The 17,939-nt window shown below is 70.8% G+C and carries 19 protein-coding genes; 10 read left to right on the top strand and 9 right to left on the bottom strand.

The window, feature by feature from the left end; translation table 11 throughout:
- The first annotated feature begins 9 nt into the window (after positions 1-9).
- Entirely contained in the window at positions 10-1,419 is a 1,410-nt protein-coding gene (locus E8A49_RS00805) for an FAD-binding oxidoreductase (RefSeq protein WP_293375346.1), read from the top strand.
- A 223-nt stretch (positions 1,420-1,642) separates the two neighbouring features.
- Here E8A49_RS00805 and E8A49_RS00810 read toward each other — a convergent pair whose 3' ends face one another.
- Positions 1,643-2,242, bottom strand: coding sequence for a hypothetical protein (locus E8A49_RS00810; RefSeq protein WP_293375348.1), 600 nt, complete (start codon positions 2,240-2,242; stop codon positions 1,643-1,645).
- Positions 2,243-2,284: 42 nt separating this feature from the next.
- On the opposite strand from E8A49_RS00810, the gene yaaA reads away from it, so the two are divergent.
- The 4 genes from yaaA to E8A49_RS00830 are packed head-to-tail and all read left to right on the top strand — an operon-like array spanning position 2,285 to position 5,723.
- Positions 2,285-3,109, top strand: coding sequence for a peroxide stress protein YaaA (yaaA, locus tag E8A49_RS00815; RefSeq protein ID WP_293375350.1), 825 nt, complete (start codon positions 2,285-2,287; stop codon positions 3,107-3,109).
- 2 nt (positions 3,110-3,111) lie between these two features.
- On the top strand, positions 3,112-3,909 hold the full coding sequence (locus E8A49_RS00820; protein WP_293375352.1) for a 3-hydroxybutyrate dehydrogenase: 798 nt from the start codon (positions 3,112-3,114) through the stop codon (positions 3,907-3,909).
- 44 nt (positions 3,910-3,953) lie between these two features.
- Positions 3,954-4,733: an SDR family NAD(P)-dependent oxidoreductase gene (locus E8A49_RS00825; protein WP_293375354.1), complete on the top strand. Its 780-nt coding sequence runs from the start codon at positions 3,954-3,956 to the stop codon at positions 4,731-4,733.
- A gap of 12 nt (positions 4,734-4,745) precedes the next feature.
- Positions 4,746-5,723, top strand: coding sequence for a nitronate monooxygenase family protein (locus E8A49_RS00830; RefSeq protein WP_293375356.1), 978 nt, complete (start codon positions 4,746-4,748; stop codon positions 5,721-5,723).
- A 92-nt stretch (positions 5,724-5,815) separates the two neighbouring features.
- Here E8A49_RS00830 and E8A49_RS00835 read toward each other — a convergent pair whose 3' ends face one another.
- The 5 genes from E8A49_RS00835 to E8A49_RS00855 form a co-directional block, all read right to left on the bottom strand.
- On the bottom strand, positions 5,816-6,427 hold the full coding sequence (locus tag E8A49_RS00835) for a PEPxxWA-CTERM sorting domain-containing protein (RefSeq protein ID WP_293375358.1): 612 nt from the start codon (positions 6,425-6,427) through the stop codon (positions 5,816-5,818).
- 310 nt (positions 6,428-6,737) lie between these two features.
- Complete coding sequence (locus tag E8A49_RS00840) at positions 6,738-7,190, bottom strand: hypothetical protein (RefSeq protein ID WP_293375360.1); 453 nt, start codon at positions 7,188-7,190, stop codon at positions 6,738-6,740.
- Positions 7,187-8,056: an alpha/beta hydrolase gene (locus E8A49_RS00845; protein ID WP_293375362.1), complete on the bottom strand. Its 870-nt coding sequence runs from the start codon at positions 8,054-8,056 to the stop codon at positions 7,187-7,189. The genes E8A49_RS00840 and E8A49_RS00845 overlap by 4 nt, the downstream gene beginning before the upstream one ends.
- A 38-nt stretch (positions 8,057-8,094) precedes the next feature.
- On the bottom strand, positions 8,095-8,997 hold the full coding sequence (locus E8A49_RS00850) for a hypothetical protein (protein ID WP_293375364.1): 903 nt from the start codon (positions 8,995-8,997) through the stop codon (positions 8,095-8,097).
- Between the two features lie 49 nt (positions 8,998-9,046).
- A complete protein-coding gene (locus E8A49_RS00855) occupies positions 9,047-9,229 on the bottom strand; it encodes a hypothetical protein (RefSeq protein WP_293375366.1) in 183 nt (60 codons plus the stop codon).
- Positions 9,230-9,370: 141 nt separating this feature from the next.
- Here E8A49_RS00855 and E8A49_RS00860 point away from each other — a divergent pair, with 141 nt between their 5' ends.
- Complete coding sequence (locus E8A49_RS00860) at positions 9,371-9,865, top strand: FKBP-type peptidyl-prolyl cis-trans isomerase (RefSeq protein ID WP_293375368.1); 495 nt, start codon at positions 9,371-9,373, stop codon at positions 9,863-9,865.
- A 159-nt stretch (positions 9,866-10,024) separates the two neighbouring features.
- Complete coding sequence (locus E8A49_RS00865) at positions 10,025-10,843, top strand: CPBP family intramembrane glutamic endopeptidase (RefSeq protein WP_293375370.1); 819 nt, start codon at positions 10,025-10,027, stop codon at positions 10,841-10,843.
- A 27-nt stretch (positions 10,844-10,870) separates the two neighbouring features.
- Here E8A49_RS00865 and E8A49_RS00870 read toward each other — a convergent pair whose 3' ends face one another.
- Positions 10,871-11,446: a YbjN domain-containing protein gene (locus tag E8A49_RS00870; RefSeq protein ID WP_293375372.1), complete on the bottom strand. Its 576-nt coding sequence runs from the start codon at positions 11,444-11,446 to the stop codon at positions 10,871-10,873.
- Between the two features lie 115 nt (positions 11,447-11,561).
- Between E8A49_RS00870 and E8A49_RS00875 the strand changes: the two genes are divergently transcribed.
- From E8A49_RS00875 to E8A49_RS00885, 3 genes are all read left to right on the top strand, one after another.
- Entirely contained in the window at positions 11,562-12,572 is a 1,011-nt protein-coding gene (locus E8A49_RS00875) for an SPFH domain-containing protein (protein ID WP_293375374.1), read from the top strand.
- A 3-nt stretch (positions 12,573-12,575) separates the two neighbouring features.
- Entirely contained in the window at positions 12,576-13,037 is a 462-nt protein-coding gene (locus E8A49_RS00880; protein ID WP_293375376.1) for an NfeD family protein, read from the top strand.
- A gap of 180 nt (positions 13,038-13,217) precedes the next feature.
- On the top strand, positions 13,218-14,528 hold the full coding sequence (locus E8A49_RS00885) for a hypothetical protein (RefSeq protein ID WP_293375378.1): 1,311 nt from the start codon (positions 13,218-13,220) through the stop codon (positions 14,526-14,528).
- A gap of 68 nt (positions 14,529-14,596) precedes the next feature.
- Here the strand turns inward: E8A49_RS00885 and E8A49_RS00890 are convergent, their stop codons facing one another.
- Entirely contained in the window at positions 14,597-16,138 is a 1,542-nt protein-coding gene (locus E8A49_RS00890) for an acetolactate synthase large subunit (protein ID WP_293375380.1), read from the bottom strand.
- Entirely contained in the window at positions 16,135-17,913 is a 1,779-nt protein-coding gene (locus E8A49_RS00895; protein ID WP_293375382.1) for a feruloyl-CoA synthase, read from the bottom strand. The genes E8A49_RS00890 and E8A49_RS00895 overlap by 4 nt, the downstream gene beginning before the upstream one ends.
- Between the last annotated feature and the right edge of the window lie 26 nt (positions 17,914-17,939).

Raw genomic sequence — 17,939 nt, forward strand, 5'->3', positions numbered from 1 at the left:
ACTCACCCCATGACCGCGCCCGTGCCCGCCGACGTCCTTTCGCGCCTCAAGGCGGTGCTGGGCGAGGGCGGCTGGAGCCAGGACCCGGAGCGGCTGGCGCCGAAGCTGCTGGAATGGCGCGACCGCTGGAGCGGCCAGACGCCGTTCCTGGCGCTGCCGAAGACCACGGCCGACGTGGCCGCCATCGTCGGCATCTGCGCGGAAAGCGGCGCGCCGATTACCACCCAAGGCGGCAACACCGGCCTGGTGGGCGGCCAGATCCCGCAGGGCGAGGTGCTGCTGTCCACGGAGCGGATGCGCGCCATCCGCGAGGCCGACGCCTTCGACGACGTGCTGGTGGCCGAGGCCGGGGTGACGCTGAGCGCCGTCCACGAGGCCGCAGCGGGCCTCCGCCGCCGCTTCCCGCTGGGCCTGGCGTCGGAGGGCTCGGCCACCGTCGGCGGCTTTGTCTCCACCAACGCCGGTGGGACCCAGGTGCTGCGCTATGGCATGACGCGAAACCTGGTGCTGGGCCTGGAGGCGGTGCTGCCGAACGGCGAGGTCTGGAATGGGCTCAAGCACCTGCGCAAGGACAACACCGGCTATGACCTGAAGCAGCTGCTGATCGGCGCGGAGGGCACGCTGGGCGTGGTCACCGCCGCGGCGCTGAAGCTGTTCCCGGTGATGGCCTCGCACGCCGTGGCGATGATCGGGGTGGAGAGCCCGCAGGCCGCATTGAACCTGCTGGTCCGCGCCAAGGACGAGACCGGCGGCGCCGTGGAGGCCTTTGAGCTGATGGGCCGCTTAGGCGTCGAGTTCGCGCTGAAGAACATCGCCGGCACGCGCGATCCGCTGGCCGAGGTCCATCCCTGGTACGTGCTGGCCGAGTTCTCCTCCGGCGAGCCGGGCTCGGCGGAGGCGGCCATGGAGCGCTTCCTGGCCGCGGGGCTGGAGGCCGGGCAGATCCGCGACGCGGTGGTGGCCCAGACGGACACCCAGGCCAGGGCGCTCTGGGCGATCCGCGAGAACCAGTCGCCGGCCCAGAAGCCGGAGGGCGCCACCTGGAAGCACGACGTCGCCGTGCCGGTGAGCCGCGTCGCCGACTTCCTGGCGCAGGCCGACGCCGCCATGCGCGCGTTTGTCCCCGACTGCCGCATCGCCGCCTTCGGTCACATGGGCGACGGCAACATCCACTATGATGTCCTGCGCGGCGACGGCCAGCCGGACGCCCCGCACGCCGCACGCCGCGACGAGGGCAGCCGCATCGTCCACGACATCGTGGCTTCGATGGGCGGCTCGATCAGCGCCGAACACGGCCTGGGATCGATGAAGACTGAGGAAGCCCGCCGCTACAAATCGCCCGTCGAGATCGAAACCATGGCCGCCATCCGCCGCGCGCTCGACCCCAAGCGGATCATGAATCCCAGGGTCCTCTTCTAGGCGCGTATCCAGCTTTCGAATCCTCACCTCCAACGTCCTCCTCCCCTTGTAGGAGGAGGTGGCCCGCGGAGCGGGTCGGAGGTGGGGTCTCCCGGCCTATCGGTGCTGTTCGGAGTCAGTGTCGCGCGGAGAGGTGAGCGCGACCCCACCTCCGTCGGCCGTTCGGCCGCCACCTCCTCCCACAAGGGGAGGAGGATCGCCTAAGGCGTCTTACCGTCCGGGCTCAGCGCTTGAGCTTGGCGACCAGGCTGTCGCCCCATTCGCCGATCGCCTTGGCGTTGAAATAGTAGGTCGCCTGCAGGGACGCCGGCGGCTGATTGGGGGCGAGGCCGACGCGCCGGAGCAGCCAGGCCGAGGCCGTGGGGTCGGTGCAGCCCGTACCGTTCGGATAGAAGGCCAGCCGCCCGTTGGCGCGCACACAGGCCGCCACATTGGGCGGCGCCGCGGCCCAGGCGGCATCGAGCTTCGGCCGGTCCAGGCCTCGTCCGGACAGGGCCGACGCCACATAGGTCTGCACGGCCTCGGCGCCCGCGAGGGTCGGGACCCAGTCGGCCGGGATGTCGCGGCGCTTGGCGCAGACCGCCGCGCCGGCCTTCAGCTTGCCGCTGAGCTTGTCCAGGGCCGCCGCGCCGGAAGCCATGTCGTGCGCGTAGGCCGCCAGGACGCGGCTGTGCTCCGCCGGTGAAAGCTTTCCCCAGATGCAGGCGCTGAGCGGTTCGGCCCGCGCGGACCCGCCCAGCGAGACCGCCGCCGCAAGGCCGATGAAGAGCGCACGCTTGGAGGCCATCGCCGATGTGATGGCCGACAACGTCTGGGTCGGCAAGATCGCTTGGCGCCGGCGGCGGGACACGGCAAAGCATCGGCGATGCTGATCGTGCTCTCCCCGGCCAAGGCGCTCGACTTCTCGCAGCCGCCGCAGGCCGCACCCCTGACCCAGCCGCAGATGGCCGATCACACCGCCGAGCTCGCCAAGGCCGCCAAGAAGCTGCGCGCCGCCGACCTGAAGCGGATGATGGCGCTCTCCGACGCCCTGGCGACGCTGAACCGCGAGCGGTTCCAGGCCTTCGATCCCCAGAGCGAGGACGGCCTGCAGGCGGCCTTCGCCTTCAATGGCGACGTCTACCTGGGCCTGCGCGCGCGGGAGTTGGACAAGAGGGCGCTCGCCTGGGCGCAGGAGCGGGTGCGCATCCTTTCCGGCCTGTATGGCGTGCTGCGGCCGCTCGACGCCATCCAGCCCTATCGCCTGGAGATGGGCGTGCGGATCAAGACCAGGCGCGGGGCCAGTCTCTACGACTTCTGGGGTCCGCGCGTCGCCGAGGCGCTGGACGCGGCGCTGGCCGGCCACAAGGACCGCACGGTCGTCAACTGCGCGAGCCAGGAGTACTTCGGCGCCGTCGACCGCGACGCCTTGAAGGCCCCGGTGATCGCCTGCAAGTTCCTGGAAGAGAAGGGTGGCGAGGCGCGGATCATCTCCTTCTTCGCCAAGCGCGCCCGCGGCGCCATGGCCCGCTACGCCATCGACAACCGCATCGAGCGCGCCCACGACCTGAAGGCCTTCGACCGCGACGGCTATCGCTTCCAGCCCTCGCTTTCCAACGACAGCGAGTTCACCTTCGCCCGGCCGCAGCCGCCCCCGCCGTCGGCGAAAAAGCTGGCCGCGCGGCGGGCCCAATTGAAACAGGAGGCCTGACCATGGCCGTGGACTATCATCTCGAAGGCCAGGTCGCCGTGATCACCGGCTCGACCAGCGGCATCGGCCAGGCGCTGGCCACGGCGCTCGCGGAGCAGGGCGTCAACGTCGTGCTGAACGGGTTCGGCGACCCGGCAAAGATCGAGGCCGACCGCGCCGCCATCCAGGCCAAGACCAACGCCGCCGTCCGTTACCACGGTGCGGACATGACCAAGCCCGCCGAGATCGCCGACCTGATCGCCTATGCGCACAAGGAATTCGGGCGGCTGGACATCCTGGTCAACAACGCCGGCATCCAGCATGTGGCCCCGGTCGACGAGTTCCCGGACGAGAAGTGGGACGCGCTGATCGCCGTGATCCTGTCGTCCACCTTCCACGCCACCAAGCACGCCGTGCCGATCATGAAGGCGCAGGGCCGTGGCCGGATCGTCAACATCGCCTCGGCCCATGGCCTCGTCGCCTCGGCGTTCAAGTCGCCCTATTGCGCCGCCAAGTTTGGAGTGGTGGGCTTCACCAAGTCCTGCGCCGTGGAGCTGGCGCGCACCGGCATCACCGTCAACGCCATCTGCCCGGGCTATGTGAAGACGCCCCTGATCGAGGCCCAGATCATCGACCAGGCCAAGGCGCGCGGCATCCCCGAGGACCGGGTGATGGAGGACGTGATCCTGGCCGCTCAGCCGAACAAGACCTTCGTGGAGTACCAGAACCTGGCCGGGATGCTGCTCTACCTGGTCTCCGACATGGGTTCGGCGGCCACCGGGGCGGCGCTCAGCGTCGACGGCGGCTGGACCGCGGCCTGACGCTGGATCAACAACGCGATCAACGAGAAGAGGAGGAGGCGGTCATGGCCTATAAGCCGTTCGACCTGACGGGCAAGGTGGCGCTGATCACCGGCGGTAATGGCGGCATCGGCCTGGGCATGGCCGAGGGCCTGGCCGCGTCGGGCGCCAAGGTCGCCGTCTGGGGCCAGAACCCCGGCAAGAACGCCAAGGCCGAGGCCGCGCTTAAGGCGCATGGCGTCGAGGTGTTGGTCCAGGCGGTCGACGTCGCCGACGAGGCCGCCGTCGTGGCCGGCGTCGCCGAGGTCATCAAGACCTTCGGCCGGCTCGACTTCTGCGCCGCCAACGCCGGCATCGGCGGCGGCGGGACCTTCGACGAGATGACCACCGAGAAGTGGCGGCGCGTGACCACGGTCAACCTCGATGCCGTCTTCTGGACCTTCCGCGAGGCGGTGCGCCACATGAAGGCCCGGGCCGAGGCCGGCGACGCCGGCGGCTCGCTGGTCGTCACGTCGTCGACCAGCGCCATCCACGGCGCCCCGCGCAACGAGGCCTACGCCTCCACCAAGGGAGGGGTGCTGGCCATGGTGCGCGGCATCGCGGTCGAGTACGCCCGCTATGGCGTCCGCGCCAACTCCATCCTGCCGGGCTGGATCGCCACCGACATGACCGCCGGCGCCCAGGGCAACGACAAGTTCAACGACCAGGTGATCCGCCGCGTGCCCTTCCGCCGCTGGGGCGAAGGCGAGGATTTCGCCGGCATCGCGGTCTACCTGGCCTCGGACGCCTCGCGCTTCCACACCGGCGACAGCTTCGTGATCGACGGCGGCTACACGATCTTCTGAGGAGGAACGCCCATGACCCTGCACACCAAGCTCTGTGACCTGCTGGGTGTCACGCACCCGATCATGCTGGCCGGCATGGGCGGGGTGTCCTACGCGGAGCTGGTGGCGGCGGTGTCCAACGCCGGCGGCTATGGCGTGCTGGGCATGGCCGGCCGCTCGCCGGACTTCATCCGCGACGAGATGCGCAAGGTCCGTGGGCTGACGGACAAGCCGTTCGGCGTCGACCTGCTGGCCGCCAGCCCCGACAGCCTCACCGCCGCGGTGGAGATCATCATCGCCGAGGGCGCCTCATCCTTCGTGGCGGGCCTCGGCGTGCCGATGCCGATCATGGCGCGGCTCAAGGGCGCGGGCCTGAAGGTCATGGTGGTCTGCGGGGCGGTGAAGCACGCGGTGAAGGCCGAACAGGCCGGCTGCGACGCGGTGATCTGCCAGGGCGGCGAGGGCGGCGGCCACACTGGCCTGGTCGGCACCCTGCCGCTGGTCGCCCAGGCGGTGGAGGCGGTGAAGATCCCGGTGGTGGCCGCAGGCGGCCTCTACGACGGCCGAGGCCTGGCCGCGGCGCTCAGCCTGGGCGCGGTCGGCGTCTGGATGGGCACCCGCTTCATCGCCAGCGAGGAAGCCCACGCGGGCCAGATGTACCGCGACGTGATCGTCGACGCGACCGACGAGGACACCGTCCGCACCCGCTCCTATTCCGGCAAGCCGATGCGGGTGAAGAAGAACGCCTGGGTCGAGGACTGGGAGGCGCGGCCGGCCGACATCCAGCCCTTCCCGCAGCAGGCCATCCTCTCCAGCCGCGCCGGCGCCATGGGCGGCATCGGCGGCCAGGTCGAGGGCCTCGACATCGACAAGTCCGCCTTCGCCATGGGCCAGTCCGCCGGCGGCGTGCGCGACGTCCTGCCGGCCGGCGAGATCGTGACGCGGATCATGGCCGAGGCCGAGGCGGCGATCGACCGGGTGGGAGCGTTGCGGGCGCGGGAGACGGCCTAGGCCAGGCGGCGTCGGCGACGCCTCTATCGCGGGAAAGCCGCAGGGTGGCCGCCAGCGTCGTCGCCGGCGGCCAGGTTTGCGAAGCAATCAGCTCAGGCCGCCGCCGACGCGACCATCCTGCGGCGCGAGCGCAGCGTGACGCCCAGCCCGCCGAAGCCCAGGATCATCAGCCCCCAGGTCGCCGGCTCGGGGACGCCGCCGACCGCGAAGGTCCCGTTGCCCGGCACGAACTCCGAGAAGGCGGAGAAGCCGCTGCCCGCCACCGGCCACAGGCTGATGCCGAACTGCTGGGGATTAAGCACGACGTTCTTCAAGGACGAGATCGCCACGATGTCGGTGATCGTGTCGCCTGAAACCGTGACACCTGCCGCATGGGCCGCCGGGTTCACCGTGATCGCGTTGTTGAAGAGGACGCCGCCGAACCCTTCGGAGGCGAAGGGCGCGGGCGCGCTCGCCCCGACGGTGTTGATCCCCCACACATAGACCGCGCCCGGAGTCGTGCCGATCGGCGCGTCGGCGGTCGCGCTCAGCACCAGGTCGGCGCCGTTGATGGTCGCCGAGGCGCTCGAGATCTCCAGGTCGCCGTTTTGCGGGCCGACGTAGGTTGGCAGGAAACCCGTAGAGGTGGTGACGGTCGCGGCGAAGGCCGGCCCCGTGGCCAGTATCGCGGCAAACGTCAAGCCGCCGGCAAGAATGGATCTCATCCTTACATCTCCTTTATCAGCCGTTATGAGGATATCGTGTGGTCCCAGGGTGTTTTCGGAAGCTCTGGGCGGATCACAGCTCGGCGATAAGCTTTATTTCGTCAACCATAACTCTATATTAGACGGCGTATATTCAATTTTAAATTGTAAATGATACAGCATCGTTGCGCGTACATCGTAATATTCGATGGAACTCTGCGGCGCTACGGCCCCCGACACCCTGCGTTTCGTCGGAGCAGGTTACAACTTATAGATGATTTAGACGCAGGCGCGCCTGGACGGCGTGCTCGCCATTCCGCCTCGATCTCGTCTACTGCGGACCGTTGGCGCGCGACGAGGGCTGGCGATCCTGGCCGCCCTTCTGCGCCTGCGGCGGCCCGCACCAGCGGAAGATGGACCCGCTGGCTTCCTGGTCCTGGCGCACCTCGACCTCGGTGGGCGAGCGGATCGCGTAGGTGGTGAGCGCCGAGGTCTCCTTCGCCGGGCTGCCGTCGCCCAGCGCCGAGCAGGCCGTCCAAACGTGATAGACGCCCTCGCTGTGCGAGCGGACCAGGGAGCGGCAGCCGGCGGCGTGAGCGGAGGAGAAGGCCTTGCCGTCGTAGGTGAACACTCCGGCCAGGGCCGGGTCGCGGCACGACTGGCCGGCCAGGACATAGGTTCCGGGCTTCAATGGAAGGCTCGCGGCGGCGACGCCGGCGCCGGCGCTGAGCAGCAGGATGGGGATCGAAAGGCGGGTAGGGATCGTGGCTTTCTGGGGGGTCATGGCTTGAGGTCCTGAATCCACCACAGGAATTCGTCCAACCAGTGGTCGCTGGTCGACCCCTGGCGGTTCATGCCGAAGCCGTGGCCGCCGCGTTCGAAGATGTGCAGCTCGGCCGGGCGGCCCGCCGCCTTCCAGGCCTGGAACATCGGCGCGGCGTAGGCCTTGACCAGCCCATCGTCGGCGGCGGTGGCGATGAAGGCCGGCGGGGCGTCTTTGGGCACGGGGTTGCGCAGGGCGCCGTAGATGATCCCCACGAAGTCCGGCCGTCCGGCCGGCTCGCCGGTGGCGATGCTGGCGGCGGTGATGGCGCCGGCCGAGAAGCCGACGAAGCCCACCCGATGCGGGTCCACCTGCCACTCCGCGGCGCGGCGGCGGACCAGCTTCACCGCCTCGGCGGCGTCGGCGGCGGCCAGGCCCTCGGTGGGGAACGGCGGCGGCAGCGCCTCGCCGCGGGCCGCCATCGCGCTGAGTTCGCCCATCTTGCCGCCGAAGTACTTCATGAAGGCCGCGGGCTCGCTGGGCGTCGGCCCGACCCGGTACTTCAACACGAAGGCCGTGACGCCGGCGTCGGCCAGCCGCCGCGCGACCGCCATGCCCTCGTTCTCCCAGGACAGCACCAGAAAGCCGCCGCCGGGCGCGACGATCACCGCCTGGCCGTTGGCCTTGCCGGGCGCGGGCAGCACCGGCGTCAGCGAAGGCTGGCTGACGTTGTGCAGCAGGCCGTTGTCCATGTGCTCCGGCGCCGCGCCGGCGGGCAAGGCGCCCGGCGCATAGAGCGGGATCGCCGGCAGGTCCGCGGCGAGCGCTGGCGCCGCCCAGATTGCGGCGGCGAAGGCCAGGGCCGCGAGGTCGAACTTCGTTCGCATCTTTCGTCCCTCTTCGATTTAATCCGCGCGGCGGGGGCCTACTTCGGCATCGGGATCGACCAGACCTTGCCCGCCCCGCGCTCGCTGATCCACAGGGTGTCGCCGGCCGGCTCCACCCCGGTCGGCGTCTTCAAGCCGTCCTTCAGGACCGTGACGTGGGCGGTGTCGCCGGTGACGGTCAGCGCGTCCACCCGGCCGCCCCCGTTCTCGGCGACGAACAGCTTGCCCCCCGCCGCCCGCATGCCGTCGGGCCCCTTCACCGGCGCATCCATCCAGATGTCCACCGGCGCGCCCGGCTTGCCTGCGGCGTCCACGGGGATGCGGTAGAGCTTGTTGAACGAGACGTTGTTCACATAGAGCACGCCGTTCAGGAAGGTGATGCCGTCCACGCCGTTCAGCAGGCGGTTGTCGAGGAACAGCTCCGCCTGGGTCGCGCCGGGCGCCAGGCGGTAGAGCTTCGCGTTGGCGGTGTCGGTGATGTAGAGCGCCTTGTCCGGCCCAACGGCGAAGTCGTTGCAGGTCGAGTTGTCGCCCGGCAAGTCCCAGCGCAGCTTCTCCTTGCCGGTCTTCAGGTCGAACCCGCGCAGGCTGGTGTGGCGCTTGACCGGCGTCGAGCCGGGCGTGGGCGTCAGTTGGCAGGTCCAGAGCGTGCCGGCGGCGCCGTCCGCCAGCTGGCCGAAGAAGAAGGTGCCCGGGCCCTCGGCGCTGGCGTCGACGAAGCGCTCGGCCGTCGTCGCGCCCTTCTTGACCCGGTAGACGAAGGGCGAGCTGGCGCTGCCGGCGATCACGGACCCGTCCGGGGCGACGGTCAGGCTTTCCGGCTGCGACTTCTCGTCCTGGATCAGGATCTCGGCGGCGGCCGCCCGCCCGGCGAGGCCGCCCAGGGCCAGGGCTGGGGCCAGGGCCAGCGCCGCCAGGGCGGCCGTCTTCGCAAAGCTCATGATCGCTCCCCTCATGTTCGTTCCCCTTTGGCCGTGCGGCCTGGCGTGGCTAGGGCCGGTTCGCCAGGGCGTCCTCGATCTCGCGCAGTTCCTGCTCCAGCGCCGCGACCACGCTGCGGCTGTCCGGCGCGCCGCCGATGCTGGAGGGTGCGCGCAGGATCTCCAGCTCCCGGCGCAGCCGGTCGCGGGCTTCGATCAACTGGTCGCGGAGCGGGGCGTCGGGATCGGACATCGGCCCACTCTAGGGCGTCCGGCCGCAACGCCAAGCCCGCGAGGGACTGTTCGCGCCGCCGCAGGCGGACTAAGGCGTGACGGGACGGCGCGCATCGCGCGGCGCCGCCCACCTCTACAACAGCTCCAGGACGCCCTCACGATGAGACTGAATTGGCTGGGGGCGCTCGCCCTCGCAGGCGCGTGCCTGACGCCGCTCGCCGCGGAAGCTCAGGCCCCGGCCGCCGCGGCCCCTGTCGGGGCCATCCCGCAGAACCCGGTCGACTACCTCGCGGCCAACGCCAAGCAGCCGGGCGTCCAGACCCTGCCGTCCGGCCTGCAGTACAAGGTCATCCAGTCCGGGCCGCCGGGGCCGTCTCCCAAGGCCGGCGACGTGATCAAGGTCCACTACGAAGGCGCCCTGACCACCGGCCAGGTGTTCGACTCCTCCATCGCCCGCGGCAAGCCGCTGATCATGCCGCTGGCCAACCTGGTCCCGGCCTGGATGGAAGCCCTGCCGCGCATGCACGTGGGCGACGAGTGGATGCTCTATGTCCCGCCGGCCCTAGGCTACGGCCCCGACGGCTCCGGTCCCATCCCGCCGAACGCCGTCCTGGTGTTCCGGGTCAAGCTGCTGGGCATGCTCAGCGCCGACTGAGGCCTCCGGCAAGGCGGTTTGGCGAAATAGTGCGACGCGAGGCCGACCAGGCCCTATCGCTGGTCGATGGTCGACGTTCCCAGCTAAGCCGCCGTCCAGCCTTCCGCGCCTCGCAGCGTCTGGGGAGCGATCCGCCGCTTTGCGCCGCTGCGCCTGCTGGTGATCGGGTTCATCCAGCTGACCGCCCTTGGGTTCACCCTGGCGTTCCACTTCGAGTACCCCAAGGCGCACAAGGGCCTGCCCTATCTGCCGGCCATCGACTGGATCGGGACGCTAGGTCTGTGCCTGGGACTGATGGGGCTCTACGCCCTCTTGGTGCGGCTGTTCGAGGCGCGTTGGCCCGGCGAGGTCAGGCCGCGGCCGCTGCTGCTGGGCTGCGGCGCGCTGCTCGGCCTGGGTCTCTTCTGCACGGTCTACGCCATCTACGCGATGATGGGCGTGGCTAGCTTCCGGGGCGTCAACGGCCTCGATGGCGTTGGCGGGGTCCTGCTGGTCGCCATCGTCGCCGGGTTCGGCGAGGAGATCCTGTTCCGCGGCGTCGTCTTCCGTGTGCTGGAAGAGAGCCTCGGCACCCTGCTGGCGGTGACCCTGTCGGCAGCCCTGTTCGGCCTGATGCACGCGGGGAATCCCGGCGCCACGACCTTCAGCAGCGTGGCCATCGCGATCGAGGCCGGCGGCATGCTGGCCTGCGCCTACATCTGGAGCCGGAGCCTTTGGCCGCCGATCGGCATCCACCTGGCCTGGAACTTCACCCAGGGCGGCCTCTTCAGCCAGCCGATCTCCGGGCAGGCCGCGACCGGCCTCCTGAACTTTCCTCTGTCGCCGATGGCGAACCCCTTGATCACCGGCGGCGCCTTCGGCCCGGAGGCCTCCGTCGTTTCGCTGGCCGTGTGCGTCAGCCTGGGCGCGGTGTTCCTGGTCCTCGCCATCCGCGCGGGACGCTGGCGGCCGCTCAGCTTCCGGCTGCTGCTCGACTAGACGCCGGCGCCGCCCGAGCCGGTCGCCCTAGGGCGCGGACGCCAGGTAGGCGTTCGGGTCTTTCAGGAAATCACGGAAGTCAGCCACGCAGGCCAACCAGGCGGTGATCTGGCTCTTCATCCGATCACGGCTATCCTCGGCGAACAGCAGGGTCGAATAGACCACATGCGGCTTGCTCTGCCGGTCCTCATAGCCGCGGCACATCGCTGAGCTCTGGTTGTAGGCGTTGAGCTGGGCGAAGGACGGCCCCGCCTGGTCGACCAGGTTGTCGAACAGCACCGCCTTGCAGCCACGGCCCTGGGGACTGCAGCCGGCGTACTGGGCGGAAAAGGTGGCCGCCGTCGAGGCCACCGTCACCATCGTCGTCCCATCCTCCCGGCGCACAACCTGGGTCTTGGCGCCGGCGCTGGAGAGCAGCGCCGCCAGGCTTGCCGGATCACGGGCGTCGAACTCGGCTTCTGCGGCCTTGGCGGCGGGCGCGGCGGGCGCGGGCGCCTTGGGCGCAGCGGCGGCCTTGGCGGGCGCCGGCGCGGGAGCGGCGGCGGCGGCGGGCCCCAGGGCCAGCACGGCGGCGATCGTCAGGAGGGAGATCTTCCACAACATGGCCGAGCGCTAGCAGACCTGACCGGCCGGCGCGAGCTTGGCCGTGCGGCATGGGTTTCCGTGGCGTCCGGACCCGCGCCGTTCTAGGCTCCGCGGCAAAACCGGGGAGGGTTTCATGATCGTGGCCGTGGGCGTCGTTGTCGTCCTGCTGTTGGCGCTTGTGGTGGCGCTGGGGGCGATCAAGATCGTGCCGCAAGGCCGCGAATACACGGTCGAGCGGTTCGGCCGCTACACCCGCACGCTCAAGCCCGGCATCAGCTTCCTGACCCCCTTCGTCGAAGGCATCGGCCAGAAGATCAACCTGATGGAGGAGGTGCTGGAGGTCCCGCAGCAGGAGGTGATCACCAAGGACAACGTCACCGTCCAGGTGGACGCCATCGTCTTCATCCAGGTGATGGACGCCGCGGCCGCCGCCTACCGGGTGACCAACCTGCACTTCGCCATCACCCAGCTGACCATGACCAACCTGCGCACCGTGGTCGGCAACATGGAGCTGGACGAGGTGCTTTCGCAGCGCGACCACATCAACTCGCGGCTGCTGGAGGTCATCGACGCGGCGACCAACCCCTGGGGCGTCAAGGTGGCGCGCATCGAGATCAAGGACCTGCAGCCGCCGCCGGACATCACCAACGCCATGGCCCGCCAGATGAAGGCCGAGCGCGAGCGGCGCGCGGTGATCACCGAGGCCGACGGCGAGAAATCCGCCGCCATCGCCCGCGCCGAGGGCTCCAAGCAGTCGGCCATCCTGGAGGCCGAGGGCCGCAAGGAGGCCGCCTTCCGCGACGCCGAGGCGCGGGAACGCTCCGCCCAGGCCGAGGCCAAGGCCACCGAGATGGTCTCCACCGCCATCGCCCAGGGCGACGTCAACGCCATCAACTACTTCATCGCCCAGAAGTACGTGGAGGCCTTCGGCAAGCTGGCCGAAAGCCCGCAGCAGCGCACGGTGATCGTGCCCGCCGACATGGCCTCGCTGGTGGGCTCCATCGCCGGCATCGGCGAGCTGGTGAGGACCGCCCAGGCCGAGCAGCCGCCGGTCCCGCCGCAGCGGCCCCGTGCGCCGCCGGCCCCGCCGCCGCCGCGGGGCGGCCCGGCCGTGCCGCCCACCGTCCCGCCGAGAGCAGGCTGAGCCATGGCGGACCCGATGAGCCTCTATCTGGCGCATCCCCTGTGGACCTGGCTCGCGGTCGGGGCCCTGTTCCTGGCGGTGGAGGTGATGACCGGCTCGAGCTGGCTCTTGTGGCCGGCGGGCTCGGCGGCGGTCACGGCCTTCCTGGCCAAGTACGCGGGCCTCAGCCCCAGCGAGGCGGCCCTGGTCTTCGCGCTGCTCACCATTTCCTCGGCGCTGCTGGCCCGGCGCTATCTGCCGAAGTCCTGGCTGCGCCGCACCGGCCAGGACATCAACGACACCACGGCCCGCCTGGTGGGCCGCCAGGGCCGTGCGGTCACCGCCTTCGCCGCCCGCTCCGGCCGGGTGTTCGTCGATGGCAAGGAATGGCCGGCGGAGCTGGAGGATGGCGAGGCCCTGGCCGCCGGCGCGCGCGTCGAAGTGACCGGGGTCGCGGGCGCGCACCTGACGGTCCGCGGCGCCTGAACCTTGGGCCCTTCCGCCCGCGGAGCGTCAACCGGTGTTCGCTAAATCCTTGGAAGTTCGCCGAACTTCGCCCTCATTACGCCCTCATCTTGACCCCCGGGAGGTTCATGGCGCTTATGTGCGCCGAACGGGCGGAATGCCCCCATGGAACGTCCAGGAGAAGCTGAAGTCATGAGGCCAATGAGATTGGGGCTGCTGGCCGCCCTCATCGTCGCGGTGATGGCGCCTGTCACCGCCATGGCGGCCGCGAAGGCCCCCACCGTCGACGCCGACTCGCGCAAGGCCGGCATGGCCGCCGCTCCAGCCATCGTCCAGGCCGCCGGCGTAAGCTGCCAGGTCTCCGACGCGCGTCTGGCCGGCAAGTCGCCGCCCGACAAGAAGACCGGCTCGCTCGGCGCCACCGTCTATGAGGTCGCCTGCGGCTCCACGGGCATCGGCTTCCTGATCCAGGCGCCGGCCACCGGCGCGCCGACCATCTTCAGCTGCCTGGTGGCCAACTATCCGGCCGACATGGGCACGCCGCCCAATCCCTGCATCCTGCCGGACAACCAGAACCTGAAGGGCGGCATCGCGGCCCTGGCCACCAAGGCCAAGGTGCCCTGCGCGCCGGACAAGGTCCGCGGCATCGGCCAGACCGCCACCAACACCGTGATCGAGATGTCGTGCCCCAGCGGCTCCGGCTACATCGTCCTGGCCGCGGCGCCCCTCGATCTGACCAAAGACGCCACGTCGATGAACTGCCTGGCGTATGACGCGGCCAACTCCAACGTGAAGTGCATGTTGAGCCAGCCGGCCCAGCGCGTCGCTGTCGCGGACAAGATCGCCTCCCAGGCCCAGCCCAACTGCACGGTCAAGGACCGCCGCTTCGTCGGCCTGCTCACCGACGGCACCGAGGGCTACGAGTTCGCCTGCAACGACGGCAAGGGCTACATCGTCAAGGTGAACAGCCAGGGCGCGGTCGCCGAGACGCTGGATTGCGCCAAGCTCTCGGGCAGCAGCTGCACGCTGACCGACACCCGCGCGGCCACCGCCGAACAGGCCGGCCTCTACACCAAGCTGGCCAAGAACGCCGGCTCCAACTGCACCGTCAGCCGCTATGCGATCTTCCCGGCGCAGGGCGACAAGGAAGTGGTGGAACTGGTCTGCTCCGACGGCAACGGCGCCATCGGCATGTTCCCGGCCACCGGCAAGGGCGCGGTCCTCGACTGCGGCCACGCCCTGATCGCCGGCTACCGCTGCACGCTCGGCAAGGCCGATCTGGAAGGCCTGACCGCCGACCTGAAGAAACTCGACAAGAAGGACTGCACGGTCTCTTCGACCGGCTCGCCGCTGAAGGCGCCGGACGGCTCGATCCGGCTGGAAGTGGCCTGCGCCGACGGCCTGCCGGGCTACATGATGACCTTCGCCGACCCGACGGCGCCGGCGAAGGAAGCCACCGGCTGCGCCTTCGTGGGCACCTGCGTCCTGCCGACGAACAAGAAGAAGGGCTAAGGCCCGGGCTTCATGGCTGACCGATCAGGCCCGCGGGGTTCGCACCCCGCGGGCCTCTTCATGTCCGGCTAGATCACCGCCTCGATGAAGGTCGGGCCGGTCTGGGCCATGGCGGCGGCGAAGGCGGCCTCGAAGGCTTCGGCGGTCTCGCAGCGGACCGCCGGCACGCCCATGCCCTGGGCCAGCGCGACGAAGTCGGTGCGGGGATCGCCGAGGTCCAGCAGCTTCTTCGCCGAGGGTCCGGCCTCGCCGGCGCCGGTCCGCTGCATCTCCACATTGAGGATGCGGTAGGTGTAGTTGGCGAACACCACGACGGTCACGTCGAGGCTCTCGCGCGCCATCGTCCAGAGCGACTGGATCGTGTACATCGCCGCCCCGTCGCCGTTCAGCGAGATCACCTTGCGGTCGGGCGCGGCCACCGCGGCGCCGATGGCCAGCGGCAGGCCCGCCCCGATCGCCCCGCCGGTCAGCGCCAGCACCTCGTGCGGCCGCGCCGTGGCCGCGGCGGCGGCGACGCCCGCGCCGGAGGTGACCGAGTCGTCGCAGACGATCGCGTCTTCCGGCATGTGGCGGGCAATGGCGGCGCCGGCCGCATAGGCGTTGAGCTTCCCGGCCTGCGCGGCGTCAGGCAGCTTCAGCGGCTGGACCGGGCCATGGGTGGGCGCGTTCAGGGCGTCGGCCAGGGCGGTCAGGCCCACGATGGCGTCCTCCGACCGCGCCGCCAGGGTCAGGGTCTCGCAGCCCTCGGGCGCGAGCACGCTGGGCCGGTTCGGATAGGCGAAGAAGGCGACGGGCAGGGTCGTGCCCACGAAGACCATCAGGTCGACGCCCTCCAGCTCGGCCAGGGCCATCTCGCCGAAGTACTGCATCCGCTTGGGCGCGAAGACGCCGGCGCCGCGCGAAGTGCGGGCGATGAAGGTGTCGCTGTAGACGGTGACCTCGGCGGCCTGCAGGCGCGCCGCCTCGGCCAGGCCCTCGGCGAGGCAGGCCTGGCCGCCGATCAGGACGACCGGCTTCTTGGCGGCGCGGATCGCGCGGGCGGCGGCCTCGACCGCGTCGCCCGAGGGCGCGGGACGCACCGGCTTCTGGGCGATCACCGGCCGGCCCTCGGTCTCCAGCCAGGCGGAGTCCGCCGGCAGGATCAGGCTGACCGGGCCGCCCGGCGGGCCGAAGCTGGCGGCGACCGCCTCGGCGGCCAGGCCGGCCACGGCGTCGGGGCTGTCGGCGGACTTCACCCACAGCGAGTTGGGCGCGACGATCGCCGGGATGTCGGAGTTCAGCGGCGCGTCGTACTGGCGGTGATAGGTGGCGTGGTCGCCGATCACATTGACGATCGGGGTGAAGGCGCGGCGCGCATTGTGCAGGTTGGCCAGGCCGTTGCCGTAGCCCGGGCCCAGGTGCAGCAGGGTGCAGGCCGGCCCGCCGGCGATGCGGCCATAGCCGTCCGCCGCCCCGGTCGCCACGCCCTCGAACAGGCAGAGCACCGGGCGCATCTTCGGACTGCGGTCCAGGGCGGCGACGAACTGCATCTCGCTGGTGCCGGGGTTGGCGAAGCAGGCGGTCACCTCATTGGCGACCAGGGTCGAGAGCAGGGCGTCGGCGCCGTTCATGGAAACACCATCACGTCTGGAGGAGGTGGATCGGCGAACAGGCGCTGGATGGCGTCCGCCCGCCGCTGGCGCGCCAGCGCCTGGGCGATGTAGCCCTTGTCGGTGATCTCGCCGCTGACCGGGTCCGGCGCGTCGGGCAGGACCAGCGCGCGGGCCACCCGTCCGCCGGAGCCGCGGGCCCGGCCGTTGAACGCCTCCAGCCCCTGGCGGGCCGCGGCGGCGACGTCGCCGGCCGGCAGGCGCGGGTTCGGATAGAGCAGCAGGCCCACGGCCTCCTGGCCCTCGCCGCAGACCACCGCGTCGGTCACCGCCCCGCCGATCGCCGAGACCGCGCCGATGCGCAGGTCGCCGACGCCCACGAAGGTGCCGCTGGCCAGCTTGAAGTTCTCCGACAGCCGCCCGTCGAACACCATGCCCTGGGCGGGATCGTCCGGCTCCACGAAGCGCGCGGCGTCGCCCAGGATGTAGAAGCCCTCGTCGTCGAAGGCCTCCGCCGAACGCTCGGGAAGGCCCAGGTAGCCGCGGGTGATCTGCGGCCCCTTCACCCGGAAGTCGAGCTTGCCGGCCATGGGGACCAGCCGCACCGAGGTCCCCGGCACCGGCAGGCCGATCAGGCCCATGCGCCCGTTCGGCCAATGGACGTTGCAGGCCGTGGGGCCGGTTTCGGTGGCGCCATAGCCGGAGGCGAAGCTGATCTTCTCGCCGACCGTGCGGAGGGCCACGGCCTGGATGCGGTCGGCCACCGCCTGCCCCAGCGCCGCGCCGCCGTACTGCAGCACCCGCACGCGCTCGAAGAACCGCCGCGCCAGCGCCGGGTCGGCCTCCAGCTCGTCGACGAACAGCATCCAGCCGGCCGGCACCATGTTGTGATAGGTGGGCGAGACCTCGCGCAGGTTGCGCACCGTCTCGCCGAAGCGGTGGGCGGTGGGCTGGCCGTGGTCGATGTAGAGCGTCCCGCCCCGGTGCAGGCTCATGTGCAGGATGGAGTTGGCGCCCAGGCTGTGGCTCCAGGGCGCGGAATTCACCATCACCGGCGGGTCGGGATCGTCATAGCAGGCGTCGATCTGCGCCGAGTTCAGGCTGACGTTGGCGTGGCTGCAGATCACCGCCTTGGGATGGCCCGTGGAGCCGGAGGTCAGCAGGTACTTGGCGTGGTCCCCAGGCGTCGCCGTGGCCTCGGCGGCGGGACCGGCCAGGAGCTCAGCGAAGGCGATGTCGCCGGGACGCGCGGCGCCGGAGGCCACCACCGGCAGGCCGGCCAGGGCGGGCGCGGCCAGGCCGTCGGCGAACCGGCCGGGATCCTCGGTGTAGACCGCCGCCGGCCGCAGCACCTCGCAGGCGCGGGCCAGCCGTTCGAGGTTCGCACCCTTCAGGCCGTACTGCGGCGAGACCGGCGCCACGGGCATGCCCTGACTCATGGCCGCGTAGGCGATCAGCGCGTGCTCGATGCCGTTGTGCGCCAGGATCAGCAGCGGCCGGTCGCTGGTGAGGCCGCGGGCGCGCAAGGCCCCGGCGATGGCGCGGACCTGCTCGTGGGCCTCGGCGAAGGTCATTGTGCGCCAGCCTTCGCCGGAACGCTCGGCCAGCCAGACGCGGGACGGCGCGGCGTGGCCCCAGTGCGCCAGGGCCGCGGTCATCGTCTGGAAGCGGGTGGAATAGGGCGTGGGGTTGCCCAGCACGATCTCGCCGCCCGCGCGGCGTTCGATCTCCAGCCGGCGCGGCGCATAGCGCGGGTCGCGGAACGGGGCGGTGGCGAGCGAGGTCTCGGCGTCCATCGAGGAGCCTTATTCCAAGCGCCGGC

The organism is Phenylobacterium sp. (assembly GCF_004799515.1).
Taxonomy (GTDB): Bacteria; Pseudomonadota; Alphaproteobacteria; order Caulobacterales; family Caulobacteraceae; genus Phenylobacterium.

What these genes read in the sequence shown, in the direction of transcription:
- E8A49_RS00830 (WP_293375356.1), top strand. Translation starts at nt 4,746, where the DNA reads ATGACCCTGCACACCAAGCTCTGTGACCTGCTGGGTGTCACGCACCCG.
- E8A49_RS00860 (WP_293375368.1), top strand. Translation starts at nt 9,371, where the DNA reads ATGAGACTGAATTGGCTGGGGGCGCTCGCCCTCGCAGGCGCGTGCCTG.
- E8A49_RS00870 (WP_293375372.1), bottom strand. Translation starts at nt 11,446, where the DNA reads ATGTTGTGGAAGATCTCCCTCCTGACGATCGCCGCCGTGCTGGCCCTG.
- E8A49_RS00875 (WP_293375374.1), top strand. Translation starts at nt 11,562, where the DNA reads ATGATCGTGGCCGTGGGCGTCGTTGTCGTCCTGCTGTTGGCGCTTGTG.
- E8A49_RS00825 (WP_293375354.1), top strand. Translation starts at nt 3,954, where the DNA reads ATGGCCTATAAGCCGTTCGACCTGACGGGCAAGGTGGCGCTGATCACC.
- E8A49_RS00855 (WP_293375366.1), bottom strand. Translation starts at nt 9,229, where the DNA reads ATGTCCGATCCCGACGCCCCGCTCCGCGACCAGTTGATCGAAGCCCGC.
- E8A49_RS00885 (WP_293375378.1), top strand. Translation starts at nt 13,218, where the DNA reads ATGAGATTGGGGCTGCTGGCCGCCCTCATCGTCGCGGTGATGGCGCCT.
- E8A49_RS00835 (WP_293375358.1), bottom strand. Translation starts at nt 6,427, where the DNA reads ATGAGATCCATTCTTGCCGGCGGCTTGACGTTTGCCGCGATACTGGCC.
- E8A49_RS00880 (WP_293375376.1), top strand. Translation starts at nt 12,576, where the DNA reads ATGGCGGACCCGATGAGCCTCTATCTGGCGCATCCCCTGTGGACCTGG.
- E8A49_RS00845 (WP_293375362.1), bottom strand. Translation starts at nt 8,056, where the DNA reads ATGCGAACGAAGTTCGACCTCGCGGCCCTGGCCTTCGCCGCCGCAATC.
- E8A49_RS00850 (WP_293375364.1), bottom strand. Translation starts at nt 8,997, where the DNA reads ATGAGCTTTGCGAAGACGGCCGCCCTGGCGGCGCTGGCCCTGGCCCCA.
- E8A49_RS00820 (WP_293375352.1), top strand. Translation starts at nt 3,112, where the DNA reads ATGGCCGTGGACTATCATCTCGAAGGCCAGGTCGCCGTGATCACCGGC.
- E8A49_RS00890 (WP_293375380.1), bottom strand. Translation starts at nt 16,138, where the DNA reads ATGAACGGCGCCGACGCCCTGCTCTCGACCCTGGTCGCCAATGAGGTG.
- E8A49_RS00805 (WP_293375346.1), top strand. Translation starts at nt 10, where the DNA reads ATGACCGCGCCCGTGCCCGCCGACGTCCTTTCGCGCCTCAAGGCGGTG.
- E8A49_RS00895 (WP_293375382.1), bottom strand. Translation starts at nt 17,913, where the DNA reads ATGGACGCCGAGACCTCGCTCGCCACCGCCCCGTTCCGCGACCCGCGC.
- yaaA (WP_293375350.1), top strand. Translation starts at nt 2,285, where the DNA reads ATGCTGATCGTGCTCTCCCCGGCCAAGGCGCTCGACTTCTCGCAGCCG.
- E8A49_RS00840 (WP_293375360.1), bottom strand. Translation starts at nt 7,190, where the DNA reads ATGACCCCCCAGAAAGCCACGATCCCTACCCGCCTTTCGATCCCCATC.